The organism is Vibrio alginolyticus NBRC 15630 = ATCC 17749, assembly GCF_000354175.2.
GTDB lineage: Bacteria > Pseudomonadota > Gammaproteobacteria > Enterobacterales > Vibrionaceae > Vibrio > Vibrio alginolyticus.
Window position 1 is genome coordinate 2784753 of sequence record NC_022349.1, and the last position, 15300, is coordinate 2800052.

General features: G+C 45.5%; 14 protein-coding genes. 10 read left to right on the top strand and 4 right to left on the bottom strand.

The window, feature by feature from the left end; all coding sequences use genetic code 11:
* Positions 1–169 precede the first annotated feature (169 nt).
* On the top strand, positions 170–2050 hold the full coding sequence (parE, locus tag N646_RS12860; protein ID WP_005387417.1) for a DNA topoisomerase IV subunit B: 1881 nt from the start codon (positions 170–172) through the stop codon (positions 2048–2050).
* A gap of 3 nt (positions 2051–2053) precedes the next feature.
* Positions 2054–4339, top strand: a complete 2286-nt coding sequence (parC, locus tag N646_RS12865; RefSeq protein WP_017633605.1) for a DNA topoisomerase IV subunit A — start codon at positions 2054–2056, stop codon at positions 4337–4339.
* A 37-nt stretch (positions 4340–4376) separates the two neighbouring features.
* On the opposite strand, the gene degS is transcribed toward parC, so the two are convergent.
* From degS to zapG, 3 genes are all read right to left on the bottom strand, one after another.
* Entirely contained in the window at positions 4377–5441 is a 1065-nt protein-coding gene (gene degS / locus N646_RS12870; protein WP_017633606.1) for an outer membrane-stress sensor serine endopeptidase DegS, read from the bottom strand.
* 190 nt (positions 5442–5631) lie between these two features.
* Positions 5632–6999, bottom strand: coding sequence for a Do family serine endopeptidase (locus N646_RS12875; protein ID WP_017820244.1), 1368 nt, complete (start codon positions 6997–6999; stop codon positions 5632–5634).
* Positions 7000–7199: 200 nt separating this feature from the next.
* Positions 7200–7643 (bottom strand): Z-ring associated protein ZapG, encoded by a 444-nt coding sequence (gene zapG / locus N646_RS12880; protein ID WP_005379861.1) that lies wholly within the window; start codon positions 7641–7643, stop codon positions 7200–7202.
* A 195-nt stretch (positions 7644–7838) separates the two neighbouring features.
* Between zapG and zapE the strand changes: the two genes are divergently transcribed.
* From zapE to sspB, 8 genes are all read left to right on the top strand, one after another.
* Positions 7839–8942: a cell division protein ZapE gene (gene zapE, locus N646_RS12885; RefSeq protein ID WP_005387411.1), complete on the top strand. Its 1104-nt coding sequence runs from the start codon at positions 7839–7841 to the stop codon at positions 8940–8942.
* A gap of 251 nt (positions 8943–9193) precedes the next feature.
* Positions 9194–9622, top strand: a complete 429-nt coding sequence (gene rplM / locus N646_RS12890) for a 50S ribosomal protein L13 (RefSeq protein WP_005372872.1) — start codon at positions 9194–9196, stop codon at positions 9620–9622.
* 15 nt (positions 9623–9637) lie between these two features.
* On the top strand, positions 9638–10030 hold the full coding sequence (gene rpsI / locus N646_RS12895; protein ID WP_005372876.1) for a 30S ribosomal protein S9: 393 nt from the start codon (positions 9638–9640) through the stop codon (positions 10028–10030).
* A 693-nt stretch (positions 10031–10723) separates the two neighbouring features.
* On the top strand, positions 10724–11314 hold the full coding sequence (gene petA / locus N646_RS12900; protein ID WP_005372877.1) for a ubiquinol-cytochrome c reductase iron-sulfur subunit: 591 nt from the start codon (positions 10724–10726) through the stop codon (positions 11312–11314).
* Entirely contained in the window at positions 11314–12579 is a 1266-nt protein-coding gene (locus N646_RS12905; protein WP_005372880.1) for a cytochrome b, read from the top strand. The genes petA and N646_RS12905 overlap by 1 nt, the downstream gene beginning before the upstream one ends.
* Positions 12576–13313 carry a cytochrome c1 gene (locus N646_RS12910; protein ID WP_005372881.1) on the top strand — a complete coding sequence of 246 codons (738 nt, stop codon included), beginning with the start codon at positions 12576–12578 and terminating at the stop codon, positions 13311–13313. Before N646_RS12905 ends, N646_RS12910 begins: the two co-directional genes overlap by 4 nt.
* A gap of 96 nt (positions 13314–13409) precedes the next feature.
* Entirely contained in the window at positions 13410–14045 is a 636-nt protein-coding gene (gene sspA / locus N646_RS12915) for a stringent starvation protein SspA (protein ID WP_005372897.1), read from the top strand.
* 17 nt (positions 14046–14062) lie between these two features.
* Positions 14063–14548, top strand: a complete 486-nt coding sequence (gene sspB, locus N646_RS12920; protein WP_005372898.1) for a ClpXP protease specificity-enhancing factor — start codon at positions 14063–14065, stop codon at positions 14546–14548.
* 71 nt (positions 14549–14619) lie between these two features.
* Here the strand turns inward: sspB and N646_RS12925 are convergent, their stop codons facing one another.
* The gene (locus N646_RS12925) at positions 14620–15288 is read right to left on the bottom strand and encodes a BON domain-containing protein (RefSeq protein WP_005372899.1); all 669 of its coding nucleotides are present in this window, start codon (positions 15286–15288) and stop codon (positions 14620–14622) included.
* Between the last annotated feature and the right edge of the window lie 12 nt (positions 15289–15300).

The following is a 15300-nucleotide window of genomic DNA, read 5'->3' on the forward strand; positions in this document are numbered from 1 at the left end:
TATGTTTTGCCAAAAGATCTTAAGGGTCGAGGACCCTGGCTACTTTGTTATGCATCATGTTTACAAACTCTTAGTGATGTGAACAGGGTGGCTTTTTCGTTTCCTGAGTATGGGTACGCCCATTGGTGATACTCAGGCAACAAGTAAACTTTGAGAATAATTCCGTATTATGACTGAACAATATAATGCTGGTGCCATTGAAGTACTGAATGGCTTAGAGCCAGTACGTCGCCGACCAGGGATGTATACGGATACAGCGCGCCCAAACCATTTGGGCCAAGAAGTTATCGACAACAGTGTCGATGAAGCGCTAGCCGGACATGCCTCAAAAGTACAAGTCATCCTACATGCTGACCAATCACTCGAAGTGATCGATGATGGTCGAGGCATGCCTGTTGATATCCACCCAGAAGAGAAAGTATCAGGCGTAGAGCTAATTCTATGTAAGCTACATGCGGGTGGTAAGTTCTCTAACAAAAACTACCAATTCTCTGGTGGTTTGCACGGGGTAGGTATATCTGTAGTAAACGCGTTGTCAAAACGCGTTGAAGTAACAGTTCGTCGTGATGGTCAAGTGTATGAAATTGCATTTGAACACGGCGAGAAAGTGTCTGATCTGACCGTAACTGGCACATGTGGTCGTCGCAATCGCGGTACCAGCGTACATTTCTGGCCTGATGCGAAGTACTTCGATTCGGCTAACTTCTCTGTGACGCGCTTAGTCAACAACCTGCGCGCAAAAGCGGTTTTGTGTCCGGGCTTAGAAATCACATTAACCGACAAAGTTAATGGCAAAGACTATAAGTGGTACTACGAAGACGGTCTTAAAGACTATCTTGCGGAAGGTGTAAAAGGCTATCCAGTTATTCCTGAAGAACCATTTACTGGTGAGTTCTTGGCGGATACTGAAGCGGCAAACTGGGCGGTAATTTGGCAGCCAGAAGGCGGTGAAATGATCACCGAAAGCTACGTTAACCTAATCCCAACCGCTCAAGGTGGTACGCACGTTAATGGTTTACGCCAAGGCTTGTTGGAAGCGATGCGCGAATTCTGTGAGTTCCGTAATCTATTACCTCGTGGTGTGAAGCTAACGGGTGATGACGTTTTCGACCGCTGTTCTTACGTGCTGTCGGTTAAAATTCAAGATCCACAATTTGCAGGCCAGACCAAGGAACGTCTCTCTTCTCGTCAAACCGCGGCATTTGTCTCTGGCGTTGTAAAAGATGCGTTCAGTCTTTGGTTGAACGAAAAGCCTCAGCTCGCAGAGCAATTGGCAGAAGTCTGTATCGCTAACGCGCATCGTCGTATGCGAGCGGCGAAAAAAGTCGTACGTAAGAAAGTGGCTTCTGGCCCGGCACTGCCAGGTAAGTTGACCGACTGTTCTGCACAGGACTTAAGTCGCACGGAAATCTTCTTTGTGGAGGGTGACTCTGCGGGTGGCTCGGCAAAACAGGCACGTGACCGTGAATTCCAAGCCGTGATGCCACTGCGTGGTAAGATCTTGAACACGTGGGAAGTCTCTGCCGATCAAGTTCTTGCGTCTCAAGAAGTACACGATATCTCAGTTGCTTTGGGTATTGACCCAGATAGCGACAACCTCGAGAGTCTTCGTTACGGTAAGATCTGTATCCTTGCCGATGCGGACTCGGATGGTCTTCACATCGCAACGCTGCTTTGTGCTCTATTTACTCGTCACTTCCGCGCACTAGTGGAAGCGGGTCATATCTATGTGGCGATGCCGCCTCTGTATCGAATCGACTGCGGGAAAGAAGTGTTCTACGCCCTCGATGATGATGAAAAAGATGGCATTTTAGAGCGCTTGTCGAAGAAGAAAGCCAAAATCAACGTGCAACGATTCAAAGGTCTGGGTGAGATGAACCCACTTCAGTTGCGTGAAACCACCATGGATCCGAACACGCGTCGCTTAGTGCAGTTAACCATTGACGACTCTACGGCGACCATGGAAATGATGGACATGCTGCTAGGTAAAAAGCGTGCAGATGACCGTCGTTCTTGGCTACAAAACAACGGCGACTTGGCAGAGGTGTAACGGATGTCTACAGAAATTACCTACGATGGCGTCGAACAATTGCCAATGCGCAAGTTCACTGAAGACGCTTATCTGAACTACTCGATGTACGTAATCATGGACCGCGCCTTGCCATACATTGGTGATGGCTTAAAGCCGGTTCAACGACGCATCATTTATGCGATGTCAGAGCTTGGTCTCTCTGCATCAGCAAAATACAAAAAATCTGCACGTACCGTTGGTGACGTGCTAGGTAAATACCATCCGCACGGTGATTCAGCGTGTTACGAAGCGATGGTATTGATGGCTCAGCCATTCTCTTACCGCTATCCATTAGTGGATGGTCAAGGTAACTGGGGTGCGCCAGATGATCCGAAATCATTTGCGGCAATGCGTTATACCGAAGCAAAACTGTCTAAGTTTGCTGAAGTATTGCTTGGCGAACTTGGTCAGGGCACGGTTGAATGGCAACCTAACTTTGATGGCACAATGAAAGAGCCACAAATGTTGCCAGCACGTCTGCCTCATATCCTGCTTAACGGTGTAACCGGCATTGCCGTTGGTATGGCAACAGACATCCCACCGCACAACGTTCGTGAAATCGCAGATGCGACTATTCATTTGATCGACAACCCGAAAGCAGAACTGCCGGACGTGATGCAGTATGTCAAAGGTCCGGATTACCCAACAGAAGCAGAAATTATCTCGCCGCAAGCGGATATCGAGAAGATTTACCGCAACGGTCGTGGCAGCATCAAAATGCGCGCGGTTTGGCATAAAGAAGGTTCTGATATTGTTATCACTTCTTTGCCTCACCAAGTATCGGGTGCCAAACTGCTTGAGCAAATCGCTAACCAGATGCGTGCGAAGAAGCTGCCAATGGTTGACGATCTTCGTGACGAATCGGATCACGAGAACCCAACGCGTATCGTTGTGGTGCCTAAGTCAAACCGTGTCGATTGTGACTTGTTGATGAACCACTTGTTCGCATCAACGGATCTTGAGCGCAGTTACCGCGTTAACTTGAACATGATTGGTTTGGATAACCGTCCTCAAGTTAAAGGTCTGGTGCAAATTCTATCTGAGTGGATCGAGTTCCGTCGTACGACTGTGCGTCGTCGTTTACAACACCGTCTAGACAAAGTAATGGCTCGTCTACACATCTTGGAAGGTTTGTTAGTTGCTTACCTCAACCTAGATGAAGTGATTGAGATCATCCGTACTGAAGACGATCCAAAAGCGGTGCTGATGGAACGCTTTGGTATTACCGATATCCAAGCGGATGCAATTTTAGATACCAAACTTCGTCATCTAGCGAAACTAGAAGAGATGAAGATCCGTGGTGAGCAAGACGAGCTAGAGAAAGAGCGTGAGAAGCTAGAACAGCTACTCGGTTCTGAGCGTCGTCTGAACACACTACTGAAAAAAGAAATCAAAGCAGACGCAGAGAAATACGGTGATGACCGTCGCTCTCCAATGGTTGAGCGTGCAGAAGCAAAAGCGCTGACTGAACGTGACCTCGTACCAAGTGAGCCAATCACGGTTGTGCTTTCTGAGAAAGGTTGGATTCGTCACGCGAAAGGCCATGACGTGGATGCCGAAGGCTTAAACTATAAGTCGGGTGATAAGTATTTAGCGCATGCTCGAGGTAAGAGTAATCAGCCTGCGGTATTCCTAGGTAGTGACGGTCGAAGTTACTCTCTGGAATCGCACTCACTGCCTTCTGCTCGTAGTCAAGGTGAGCCGATTACCGGTCGCTTGAATATTACGGCTGGTAGCAGTATTCGCCAAGTCATCATGAGTGAAGAAGATCAGCTGTGGCTGGTGGGTTCAGATGCAGGTTACGGCTTTGTATGTAAAGGCGCGGACTTGCTGTCTAAAAACCGCAGCGGTAAAGCGCTCGTCACTTTACCTGCCAACTCTGAGATCATGACGCCAAAAGAGATTGAAGATTTAGACTCTGATGAAATCTTAGCAATCACTAACCAAGGTCGCATGCTGCTGTTCCCAATCAAAGACTTGCCACAACTGGCGAAAGGTAAAGGGAATAAGATCATCAACATTCCTGCAGCTAAAGCAAAAGAGCGAGAAGAAGTACTATCTCACTTAATGTCTTTACCAAAAGGTGCATCGTTAACGCTGTACGCGGGTAAGCGAAAGTTGGGTCTTAAACCGTCTGACCTTGATAACTTCCGTGGCGAACGTGGTCGCCGAGGTGGGTTATTACCGAGAGGTTTGCAGCGAGTCACTCGCATTGAAGTTGAGCTAGATGATTCCGATACGACGGAAACACCGAGCGATAGCGAGTAACGCACAAATAAAAATCCCAGCCAATGGCTGGGATTTTTTATGCTTCTTGCTTGTCTTCAGCAATGGTGACTTTCAAGGTCATCTCTTTTCCTTTGCGAATGATACCGACGTCCACGGTGGTGCCAGGCCGTAAATCGGTGACGATATCCATAACGCTCTGACGCCCCTGAACCTTATTGCCATCAATACTGATAATGATATCTTGTTTTTGAAAGCCAGCCGCATTTGCTGGACCATTTGGATCAATACCAAGTACGACAATACCACCTATGTGTTCATTTCCAAGTAGGCGAGCAGTGACCGCATTAATGTCTTGGCCGTCGATTCCAATATAACCACGAATCACGCGGCCATCAGCGATGATTTTCTGCATGATCTTACTGGCTAGCGGCGCAGGGATCGCAAAAGAGATCCCGTAAGTTTCTAAATCTGTCGCTTGCTGAAAAGAGGCGGTATTAATGCCGACGAGCTCGCCTTGTGTGTTCACTAGGGCTCCACCAGAGTTACCTTCATTGATGGCGGCATCGGTTTGAATGAATGCTTGACGACCATCGCTAATAGATGAACGACCTGTGGCAGAAATAATGCCGAACGTTGTGGTTTGTCCAAGGTTGTATGGGTTACCGATGGCTAGTACTACATCGCCCACTTGTGGTTTGTAATTAGAGTTCAGAGGGATTACGGGCAAATTCGAACCTTCGACACGCAGCACGGCTATATCAGTACGCTTATCTGTCCCCACGAGCTGAGCCGCTGCGGCTCTGCCGTCTTGTAATGCCACAACAATTTGATCAGCTTGAGCAACCACATGATAGTTAGTAATGATGTAGCCTTTCTCACTAACAATGACCCCTGACCCCAGGCCTTGAGTTGAGAGTTTACTACGATCATTCTCAACATACTTACGACTGTAGATGTTTACCACGGCAGGCGCTGCTCTTCGGACCGCTTGATTAAACGTCAATTCGACTGATGCGATATTAACAGGTTGAGGATCAAGCGCGGCAGGAATTACGTTGTTGCGCAAAGATGGAACCGCCAGTAATACCACTGCGGCAGTAGCCAAGCCTAAAAAGACAGAACGTAATAAAAAGCTGAGCATATCCTCTCCATGCGTGAGCGCCAAAATGGCATCGAAGATGAAGAATAGCATTACATTGAAAAATAACAAAAGGGCAGCACGTCATCGCGCTGCCCTTTTCATTAGTTATTGAGCGATAAGGAAAAGTGATCGAGCCTTATCACTCAGTACTATGCATCGAAAACCTTATTTTCTATCACTTTGAAAGTGGTTAACGAATGACAAGATAAATAGTACGTTCACCACGTTGAATATTAAGAGCCAGTACACCTTTGTGTTTCTCTACGATTGTACGAAGCTCGGCAAGGTTTTTCACTCGTTGACGGTTCACTCCGATAATAATGTCACCTTGTTGTAATTGATATTGAGCAGCCGGAGAGTTATCTGCAACGCTCGATACTTTAACACCTTGGATTACATCACTTGGTGTTGTATTGCTTAACTCCGCACCTTTGAGTCCCTCATGTAATGTCTCCGCTTTAGCTTTCATATTCGTAGATTCGCCAAGCGTTACATTAAAGGTTTTATTCTTACCATCTCGAACCACACCTAATGTGATTTCTTTACCTGCGCCCAGTGTTGCCACTTTTGCGCGGAGCTCTGAGAAAGTATTAATCGCTTTGCCGTTCACCGATACAATTACGTCACCGGCTTTTAACCCTGCTTTATCGGCTGCGCTGTCCGGTACGACTTGACCAATAAAGGCCCCTTTACTCGACTCGTAACCCAGTGCATCAGCTAGCTCAGAGGTTACTTCGCCACCTTGCACACCCAACATGCCGCGTTTGACTTCACCAAACTCTAGAATTTGATCAGTGAGGTTTTTCATCATGTTTGATGGAATCGCAAAGCCAATACCCACATTACCGCCGTTAGGGCCTAAAATCGCAGTATTAATACCGATCAGCTCACCATTAAGGTTGACCAATGCACCACCAGAGTTACCGCTGTTAATTGCGGCATCGGTTTGGATGAAGTTTTCGAAGTTTTCAACGTTTAAGCCACTACGGCCAAGGGCTGAAACAATACCCGAAGTTACGGTTTGACCGAGCCCAAATGGGTTACCAATCGCAACCGTAAAGTCACCGACACGCAGTTTGTCGGAATCCGCGACTTTAATCTGCGTTAAGTTTTTCGCTTTCTCTAATTTAAGTAACGCAACATCGGCCATTTCATCACCGCCAACGAGCGTAGCGTCATACTCGCGCCCGTCAAAGAGGCGAACTCGAATCTCATCTGCGCCCTTGATCACATGGTAGTTAGTGACAATATGGCCTTTCTTCGCATCAATAATGACACCAGACCCTAAACCTCTGAACGGGCGCTCTCGCCTTTGTTCCATAGGAAAGTCTGGGCCAAAGAAAAATTGAAATTGCTCGGGAATGCGGCTGGTTTGTACTTGTTTACCTTCTACAGCAATACTCACAACAGCTGGGGTCACCTTCTCAAGCATTGGTGCCAAGCTAGGTAACTGTTGGCCATCCACATTCAAAGGTAATGCGGCAGTGGCTTGAACTGGGGCAATAATCGAACCCAAACTCAGAGATAGAACGGTGAGCGCAAGCAGTGGTTTTTTCATCCAATAACTCCTCTTGAAACATGTCTGCCAAAAAGAAATATCCGAACGGTTAGTTCACTTTGTTAATAACTAATATAGGGTCTAGTTCGGACAATCAAAAGGGGAGGCAGTGCACACCCAAGTTAGAGCGAAGGTGAGGGGAAAAAGTTCAAAAAAGGGCCGATACAAATGTATCGGCCCTAGATAGAAGTAAGAGAGGATTATGATGCTTTTGCGGTTACCGCTTCGGGAGCATTAATGATTTCTTTCTCTTGATCCTTCAAAAGACCGGTGGCGCCATTAGCGTAGTCTTTTGGTTGTTCGTTAAACTCTGGTTGATCTTCTGCAATGGTTTCAGACGACATTGCCGTTTTCTTATCAAACGGGTTGTCTTGTTCTGGTAAGTTTGGCAAAAGCTCAGAAGAGGTCTTGGCCATATGTTGGTATAGCTTGGTGTAATCTTTACCTAGGGTGTCCAACATTTCTGCGGTTTGTGCAAAGTGATCGACGAGCTCTTGACGTTGTTGCTCTAATTCAAACTTGGCCGCTTCAAGTTCTTTCTGCACAGACTTTTGTTTTTTGTATTCAGGGGTGGTTAGTCTACTAATGACTACGCCTACGATTGTACCGACCAGCAAACCCACAATGGCATAAATCCAAGGCATAACTGCTCCTTATAGTTGTTTTAACAAGTCTTTTACTACTTAGTTACACGCGGTGCTCGTCCATGTTACTATGGCTTGAACAGCCGATAAAGAAAAATAGCAGTATGTCTTCGGGGACTGATAACTACTTCTCTCTATTCTCAAAGTTGACCCCGAGGTAACCCTTTTCTCTATACCTCTATACGACTTAATACGATGACACCACTACAACAATATCAAAAAGACATAGCAGAACACGGGTTTCAGCGTGATGAAGCTCAGTATCAAGCGGTCGTTGCATTAGACAAGCTTTACCATGCTATCGTTGAATTTCAGTCAGCGCCTGTTCCTCAGCTTTCCAAATGGCAAAAGCTAATGGGGAAAAAAATCGACAAGCCTGAACCACCAAAAGGTCTTTACTTTTGGGGTGGGGTAGGTCGCGGTAAAACCTACCTTATGGATGCATTTTTTGATGCTTTACCGACCCAAAGAAAAATGCGCGTCCACTTCCATCGATTTATGTATCGAGTACATGATGAGTTGAAGCTGTTAGGTGATGTCGAAAATCCGCTATCAAAAGTGGCGGATAAATTTAAAGAAGAAGCCGATGTGGTTTGCTTTGATGAATTTTTTGTTTCCGACATTACTGATGCGATGATCCTTGCAACGCTACTTCAAGAAATGTTCAAGCGGCAGATGATCCTAGTCGCGACTTCAAACATTGAGCCGCAGAACTTATATCGTAACGGTTTGCAAAGAGCGCGCTTTTTGCCCGCGATCGATATGATTTTGGCACGTTGTGAAGTGTTGAATGTCGATAGTGGCGTTGATTATCGCTTAAGAACGTTAGAACAGGCTGAAATATACCATTACCCGCTTGATGAGCAGGCTAGCATAAACCTTAACAAATATTATCAGCAGCTGACTGGAGAGCGTCAGTTTGTTGCTCATCAAATCGAAGTTAACCACCGTCAACTAGCGGTGATTGAAGCAAGTGACGGGGTGCTGCATGCGTCGTTTGCTCAGTTGTGTCAAACTGCTCGCAGTCAAAATGACTACATTGAATTGTCTCGTATTTACCACACTGTATTACTGGCAGATGTTCAACAAATGAACCGAAAAATAGATGATGCGGCGAGACGCTTTATCGCGCTGGTCGATGAGTTTTACGAGCGCAATGTTAAGTTGATTATTTCTGCTGAAGTGCCAATGGCCGACTTATATACTGACGGGCAGTTAGAGTTCGAATTTAAGCGCTGTTTGTCTCGGCTTACTGAGATGCAAAGTCATGAGTATCTCGCGCGTGAACATTTGGCCTAGATCCAATGGGTTCTTAAAAAAGTGAAGAAAAAATTAGTGATTTGGCGCAAAAAAAGGTGATTTTTTCTTCGCTCTTCTCTATAATCCTGCGACCCACCGTTACTGCAGACCTGATTATCGAAGTTATTTCGAAATTGAAGGTCGAGAGTACCAACGACTCGAAGGGGTGATGACTGGGCTCTTAGACAGTGTGGGAGCACTATTGGGTGTTCCTTTAAAGTTTAAAATTTAATTAACGGGTTATTGTTAGCATGAAAACTTTCGTTGCTAAACCAGAAACTGTAAAACGCGACTGGTACGTTGTAGACGCTGAAGGTAAAACTCTTGGCCGTCTAGCAAGTGAAATTGCATCTCGCCTACGTGGCAAACATAAAGCTGAATACACTCCTCACGTTGACACTGGTGATTACATCATCGTTATCAACGCTGAGAAAGTTGCTGTAACTGGTAACAAAGCTAAGAACAAAGTGTACTACCGTCACTCTGAATTCCCAGGTGGTCTAAAATCTATCACTTTTGAAAAGTTGATCGATCGTAAACCTGAGATGGCTCTTGAGCTTGCAGTTAAAGGCATGCTTCCACGTGGTCCTCTAGGCCGTGCTATGTACCGTAAGCTAAAAGTTTACGCGGGCGCTGAGCACAACCATGTTGCTCAACAACCACAAGTACTAGACATCTAATTGGGGATTTCGAAAATGGCAGAGAATCAATACTACGGCACTGGCCGTCGCAAAAGCTCAGCTGCACGTGTTTTCATTAAACCAGGCAGCGGTAACATTGTAGTAAACAAGCGTAACCTTGACGAATACTTCGGTCGTCCAACAGCACGTATGGTTGTACAACAACCTCTAGAGCTAGTTGAACTAACTGAAAAGCTAGACCTTTACGTAACAGTTAAAGGCGGCGGTATTTCTGGTCAAGCTGGTGCTATCCGTCACGGTATCACTCGCGCGCTTATGGAATACGATGAGTCTCTACGTCCTGCTCTACGCGCAGCTGGCTACGTTACTCGTGACGCTCGTTGCGTTGAACGTAAGAAAGTTGGTCTACGTAAAGCACGTCGTCGTCCACAGTTCTCTAAGCGTTAATTTCCTCTTATCGGGAATTATGCTTTCAGAGTTACTCTGGAAACTGTGTACCAAAAGCTCGGCTCTATGCCGGGCTTTTTTGTATTTAAAGACATCATACTTGTCTTCAAGCAACGAACAGCCTTCACTTATCATCACACTCCGAGCAGGCCTTCTTATTCGTCCTCTTCGTCGAAAGGTTGTCAGTGCCGTTTTATATGTGTGCCTTATTTAATCGCGACTCACCACGCTTTCTCTTGTGATGCAGCATAGATGTATTCATCAGCAGGAATGTCTTTGTATCTTATTCTTCCTGTAACATGTTTTAAAATGACTTACGTTCCTTTTTGAGCATTCTGCGTGCTACAAAATTGAAAATATAAACACAGTAAGCTGAACGCGTAATACGAAATATTTCTCTGTGTAATTAACTGAAAACTACCAAGATAAAAGGTTTTATCCGCTTTCAGCGGGGCTTCTATGTGGTGCTTTCTTGTTACAAATCACATCAATTTTTTATAATTCTGCCGCTTTTGTGACGACGCGAGCGATTTGCCTCACAAATGTTACAAAAAGGTAGCTTTATCTTGTCAAAAAGTAGGGTTTTCTTTATCATTTCCCTCCAATAAATAGAACTAAATTCATTATTTGTTAGCCATGCTCTTATAAGCGGAATAATAACGATCCAAAGGGAGCAAATGGGAGAATGTTTGGATGAGCAACGCGCCTTTAAATAACGGTCGCAGGCGTTTTCTAACCGCTACAACGGCAGTTGTTGGTGGGTTAGGGGCAGTCGCCGTCGCCGTGCCTTTTATCAAATCATGGAATCCGAGTGCTAAAGCCAAAGCGGCGGGCGCACCAGTGGAAGTGGATATAAGTAAAATTGAACCAGGTCAGCTGGTTCGTGTTGAGTGGCAGGGAAAACCTGTATGGATTGTTCGCCGCACTCAAAGCGTTCTGGATAACTTAAAATCGATCGGTGATAAGCTTCGCGATCCACAATCTGAAATGGAGCAGCAGCCTGAGTACGCTCAGAATGAGTTTCGTTCGATTAAGGAAGAGTTTTTCGTCGCAGTTGGTTTCTGTACCCACTTAGGTTGTTCACCAACCTATCTACCTGACTCTTTCTCAGAGCAGGTGCAGGGCGTAAGATCTGGCTTCTTCTGTCCTTGTCATGGTTCTAAGTTCGACATGGCTGGTCGAGTGTTCCAAGGAGTACCTGCTCCGTTGAACCTTGTCGTTCCTAAGCACATGTATTTGAGCGATACCAAACTCATTGTGGGTGTTGATGAGGGAGATGCATAATGCAAGCAATGTTAGATTGGGTTGAAAAGCGTATTCCTGCAATGAATGCTTATAAAAAGCATTTGTCTGAATACCCAATGCCTAAGAACTTCAACTTTTGGTACCTTTTCGGTTCTCTGGCGATGCTGGTTCTTGTTAACCAAATCCTAACGGGTATTTGGCTAACGATGAACTATGTTCCTTCAGGTGACGGTGCATTTGCGTCTATCGAATACATTATGCGTGATGTAGAGTACGGTTGGCTTCTGCGTTACATGCATTCCACTGGCGCGTCAGCGTTTTTCGTTGTTGTGTATCTTCACATGTTCCGTGGTTTGATCTACGGTTCATACCAAAAACCTCGTGAACTATTGTGGATCTTCGGTATGTTGATCTTCCTTGTTCTCATGGCTGAAGCGTTCATGGGTTACCTACTTCCATGGGGTCAGATGTCATACTGGGGTGCGCAGGTAATCATTTCCCTGTTTGGTGCTATTCCTGTTATCGGTGATGACCTAACGCTTTGGATTCGTGGTGACTACATCATCTCTGGTGCAACGCTAAACCGTTTCTTCGCACTACACGTTATTGCACTGCCTATCGTTTTGCTTCTTCTTGTTGTTTTGCACGTATTGGCGCTGCACGAAGTAGGCTCAAACAACCCGGATGGTATCGAAACTAAGCTGCCAAAAGGCTCAATGGGCGACGATTACAAAACGCAATTCAAGTTCCACGATTACTACACGAAGAAATATGACATCATTGATTCGATTCCTTTCCATCCGTACGGCACGGTTAAGGACTTGGTCGGTGTTGCTGGTTTCTTGTTCTTCTTCTGTTACGTGCTGTTCTTTAACCCAGAAATGGGTGGGTACTTCCTTGAGCCGCCTAACTTTGAAGCTGCAAACCCATTGAAGACACCAGAGCATATTGCTCCGGTATGGTACTTCACGCCGTTCTACGCAATCCTACGTGCGGTTCCAGACAAACTATTAGGTGTTATCCTAATGGGCGCGTCAATTGCAGTGCTGTTCGTTCTACCTTGGTTGGATCGTTGTAAAGTTCGTTCATACCGTTACCGTAGCAAACTTCATCTATTGAATATTGTACAGTTCACTATCGCCTTTATCGCTCTAGGTATTTTAGGTGCGTTACCAGCGACACCAACGTACACACTACTATCTCAGATCTTTAGCTTGTGTTACTTCATGTTCTTTGTGTTGCTGTTCTTCTACAGCAAAAATGAAGCAACCAAACCATTACCAGAGAGGGTGACATTCAAATGAAGAAGTGGATTGTAATTCTATTTGCTATGTTGCCATCACTAGCGATGGCAGCTGGGGCCAATGTTCCGCTGGATAAAGCGAATGTTGACCTTACGGATAAAGCTTCGCTACAAAACGGCGCGAAGTTGTTCATGAACTACTGTTTTGCTTGTCACTCTACGCAATACCAGCGTTACGAGCGTGTAGCAACAGACTTGGAAATTCCAACAGACTTAATGAAAGAAAACCTGATTTTCAATCCTGAAGCGAAAATCGGTGATCTAATGGTCAATGCTATGCCACCGAAGCAAGCGGCAAACTGGTTTGGTGCTCCACCACCAGATCTTACGTTGGTTGCACGAGTTCGTGGTGCTGATTGGTTATACACTTACTTACGCTCTTTCTATGTTGATCCATCTCGTCCATTCGGCGTGAACAACATCGTCTTCCCGAGTGTTGGTATGCCGCATGTGCTTGAAGAGCTACAGGGCATCCCGACGCCGATTTACGATACGAAAATCGTAGATGGCGAAGAAGTACAAGTTGTTGTTGGTACTGAAACCGATGGCACGGGTGAGCTGAGTGAAGGCGAATATGACAAAGCGGTTGGCGATCTCGTTAACTTCTTAGTTTATTCAGGTGACCCAGTGCAGCTTGAGCGTCATGCTCTAGGCTGGTGGGTAATGGGCTTCTTAGTGCTTCTAACCATCGTTGTTGTGATGCTCAAGAAAGAGTATTGGCGCGATGTGCATTAATTGTGCTAAAATACCGTGCTAATTCCCAATTTTAATTGATGTACAATGGAGGCTTAGCCTCCATTGTTTTTATTTGTAAGTGTACTGGAGGGCTCCATGGCTGTAGCTGCCAATAAACGTTCTGTGATGACTCTTTTCTCAAGTGCATCAGATTTGTATAGCCATCAGGTTCGCATTGTACTAGCTGAAAAAGGCGTAAGTGTTGAAGTTGAGCTTGTTGACGAAGCAAACCTTCCTGCTGAGCTTGTTGAGCTAAACCCATATAAATCAGTGCCAACTCTTGTTGACCGTGAGCTAGCTCTTTACGATTCAAAAATCATCATGGAGTACTTGGACGAGCGCTTCCCTCATCCACCTCTAATGCCGGTTTACCCTGTTGCTCGTGGCAACAGCCGCTTGATGATGTACCGTATCGAACGCAACTGGTATTCACTCGCTGAAAAAGTGATGAAAGGTAATGCGGAAGAATCAGAAAAAGCACGCACAAAGCTGCGTAATGATCTTCTGACGTTAGCGCCAATTTTTGCTGAATATGAGTACTTCATGAGCGAAGAATTCAGCTTGATCGATTGTTACCTAGCTCCACTATTGTGGCGTTTGCCTCAACTTGGTATCGATCTTGTTGGCCCAGGTTCAAAAGAAATCAAGGTATACATGAACCGCGTATTTGAACGTGATTCGTTCCTTGCTTCTTTGACTGAAGCTGAACGTGAAATGCGCCTAGTTCGCTAAGCGATTTAAAACACGTTATGGATATTGCAAAAATGACTGCTCGCCGCCCGTATATGCTTCGCGCATTTTACGAGTGGTTAGTAGACAATGACTTGACTCCTCACTTGGTTGTGGATGCAACAATGCCAGGGGTGCGTGTCCCGGTTGAATTTATTCAAGATGGTCAAATTATTTTGAATATTGCGCCACGTGCAGTGGGTAATCTTGAGTTAGGTAATGATGCGATTACCTTCCATGCTCGCTTTAGCGGTCGTCCGCACTCAGTGATCGTGCCTGTGTATGCTGTTCAAGCTATTTATGCACGTGAGAATGGTGCTGGTACTATGTTTGAACCAGAAGAAGCGTACACTCACATCGAAGAAGAAGCGATGACCGAGGAAGAATCATCCCCATCGTTCACAACGGTTAGTGATGAGCCTTCTGAGTTAGTTTCTGATTCAGATGCCGAAGAGGACGATGCTCCTCGACCAAAAGGCAAACCAAGCTTAAGAGTGATTAAATAATAAAAAAGCAGCGTAACGCTGCTTTTTTCTTTTTAACTTGTTGAAGATGATTTCAAGCCAGACTTTGGAAATTACTCACTAATCGTAAAGACTTCGACGTTCTCTTCACTTTCTGTGCTTGCCTCACTTTCTATTGTTTGTACACCGTCACTCGGTAAGTCTACTTCAACAGGCTCCATTTCGCCGTATTGGAACCCTTTAATGACTTGTTTTACGCCTGAGATATTACGCGCGATTTCTGTCGCTCGATCGCCTTGCTCTGGCGTGACATAACCAAACAGAAAAACATCGCCATCTTCGGTGATCACTTTAACCTTAACACCATTAAGCTCAGAATCAGTAAGCAAAGCTGACTTTACTTTGGTTGTGATCCAGCTGTCATTGCTAATCTGGGTAACAGTGAGTGGCTCTTTTTGTTTGATTTGATTGTGTATGACTTTTACACCACTAACTTCTCGAGCCCTTCGCTCTAAAGCAAGGATAAGGTCTTGTGTCGGAGCTTGTCCCATAAGGACTACAGTCCCATTATATGAACTGGCAACGACACGAACTTCACCTTTAAACGGTGCTTTATTGCCGATCGCCGCAACTTCGAATTCGATGTTATTGTCCTGCCAGATTTGTTTTGTCGTGCGTGTGTCCGTGACAATATTCGCTGTGGTTGCTGCACCTGCGATAAACAAACCTGCGCAACCACTTAAACTCAATGCTGTTAATAAGATAACGAGGCTACGTAGCATAATTCTGATTCT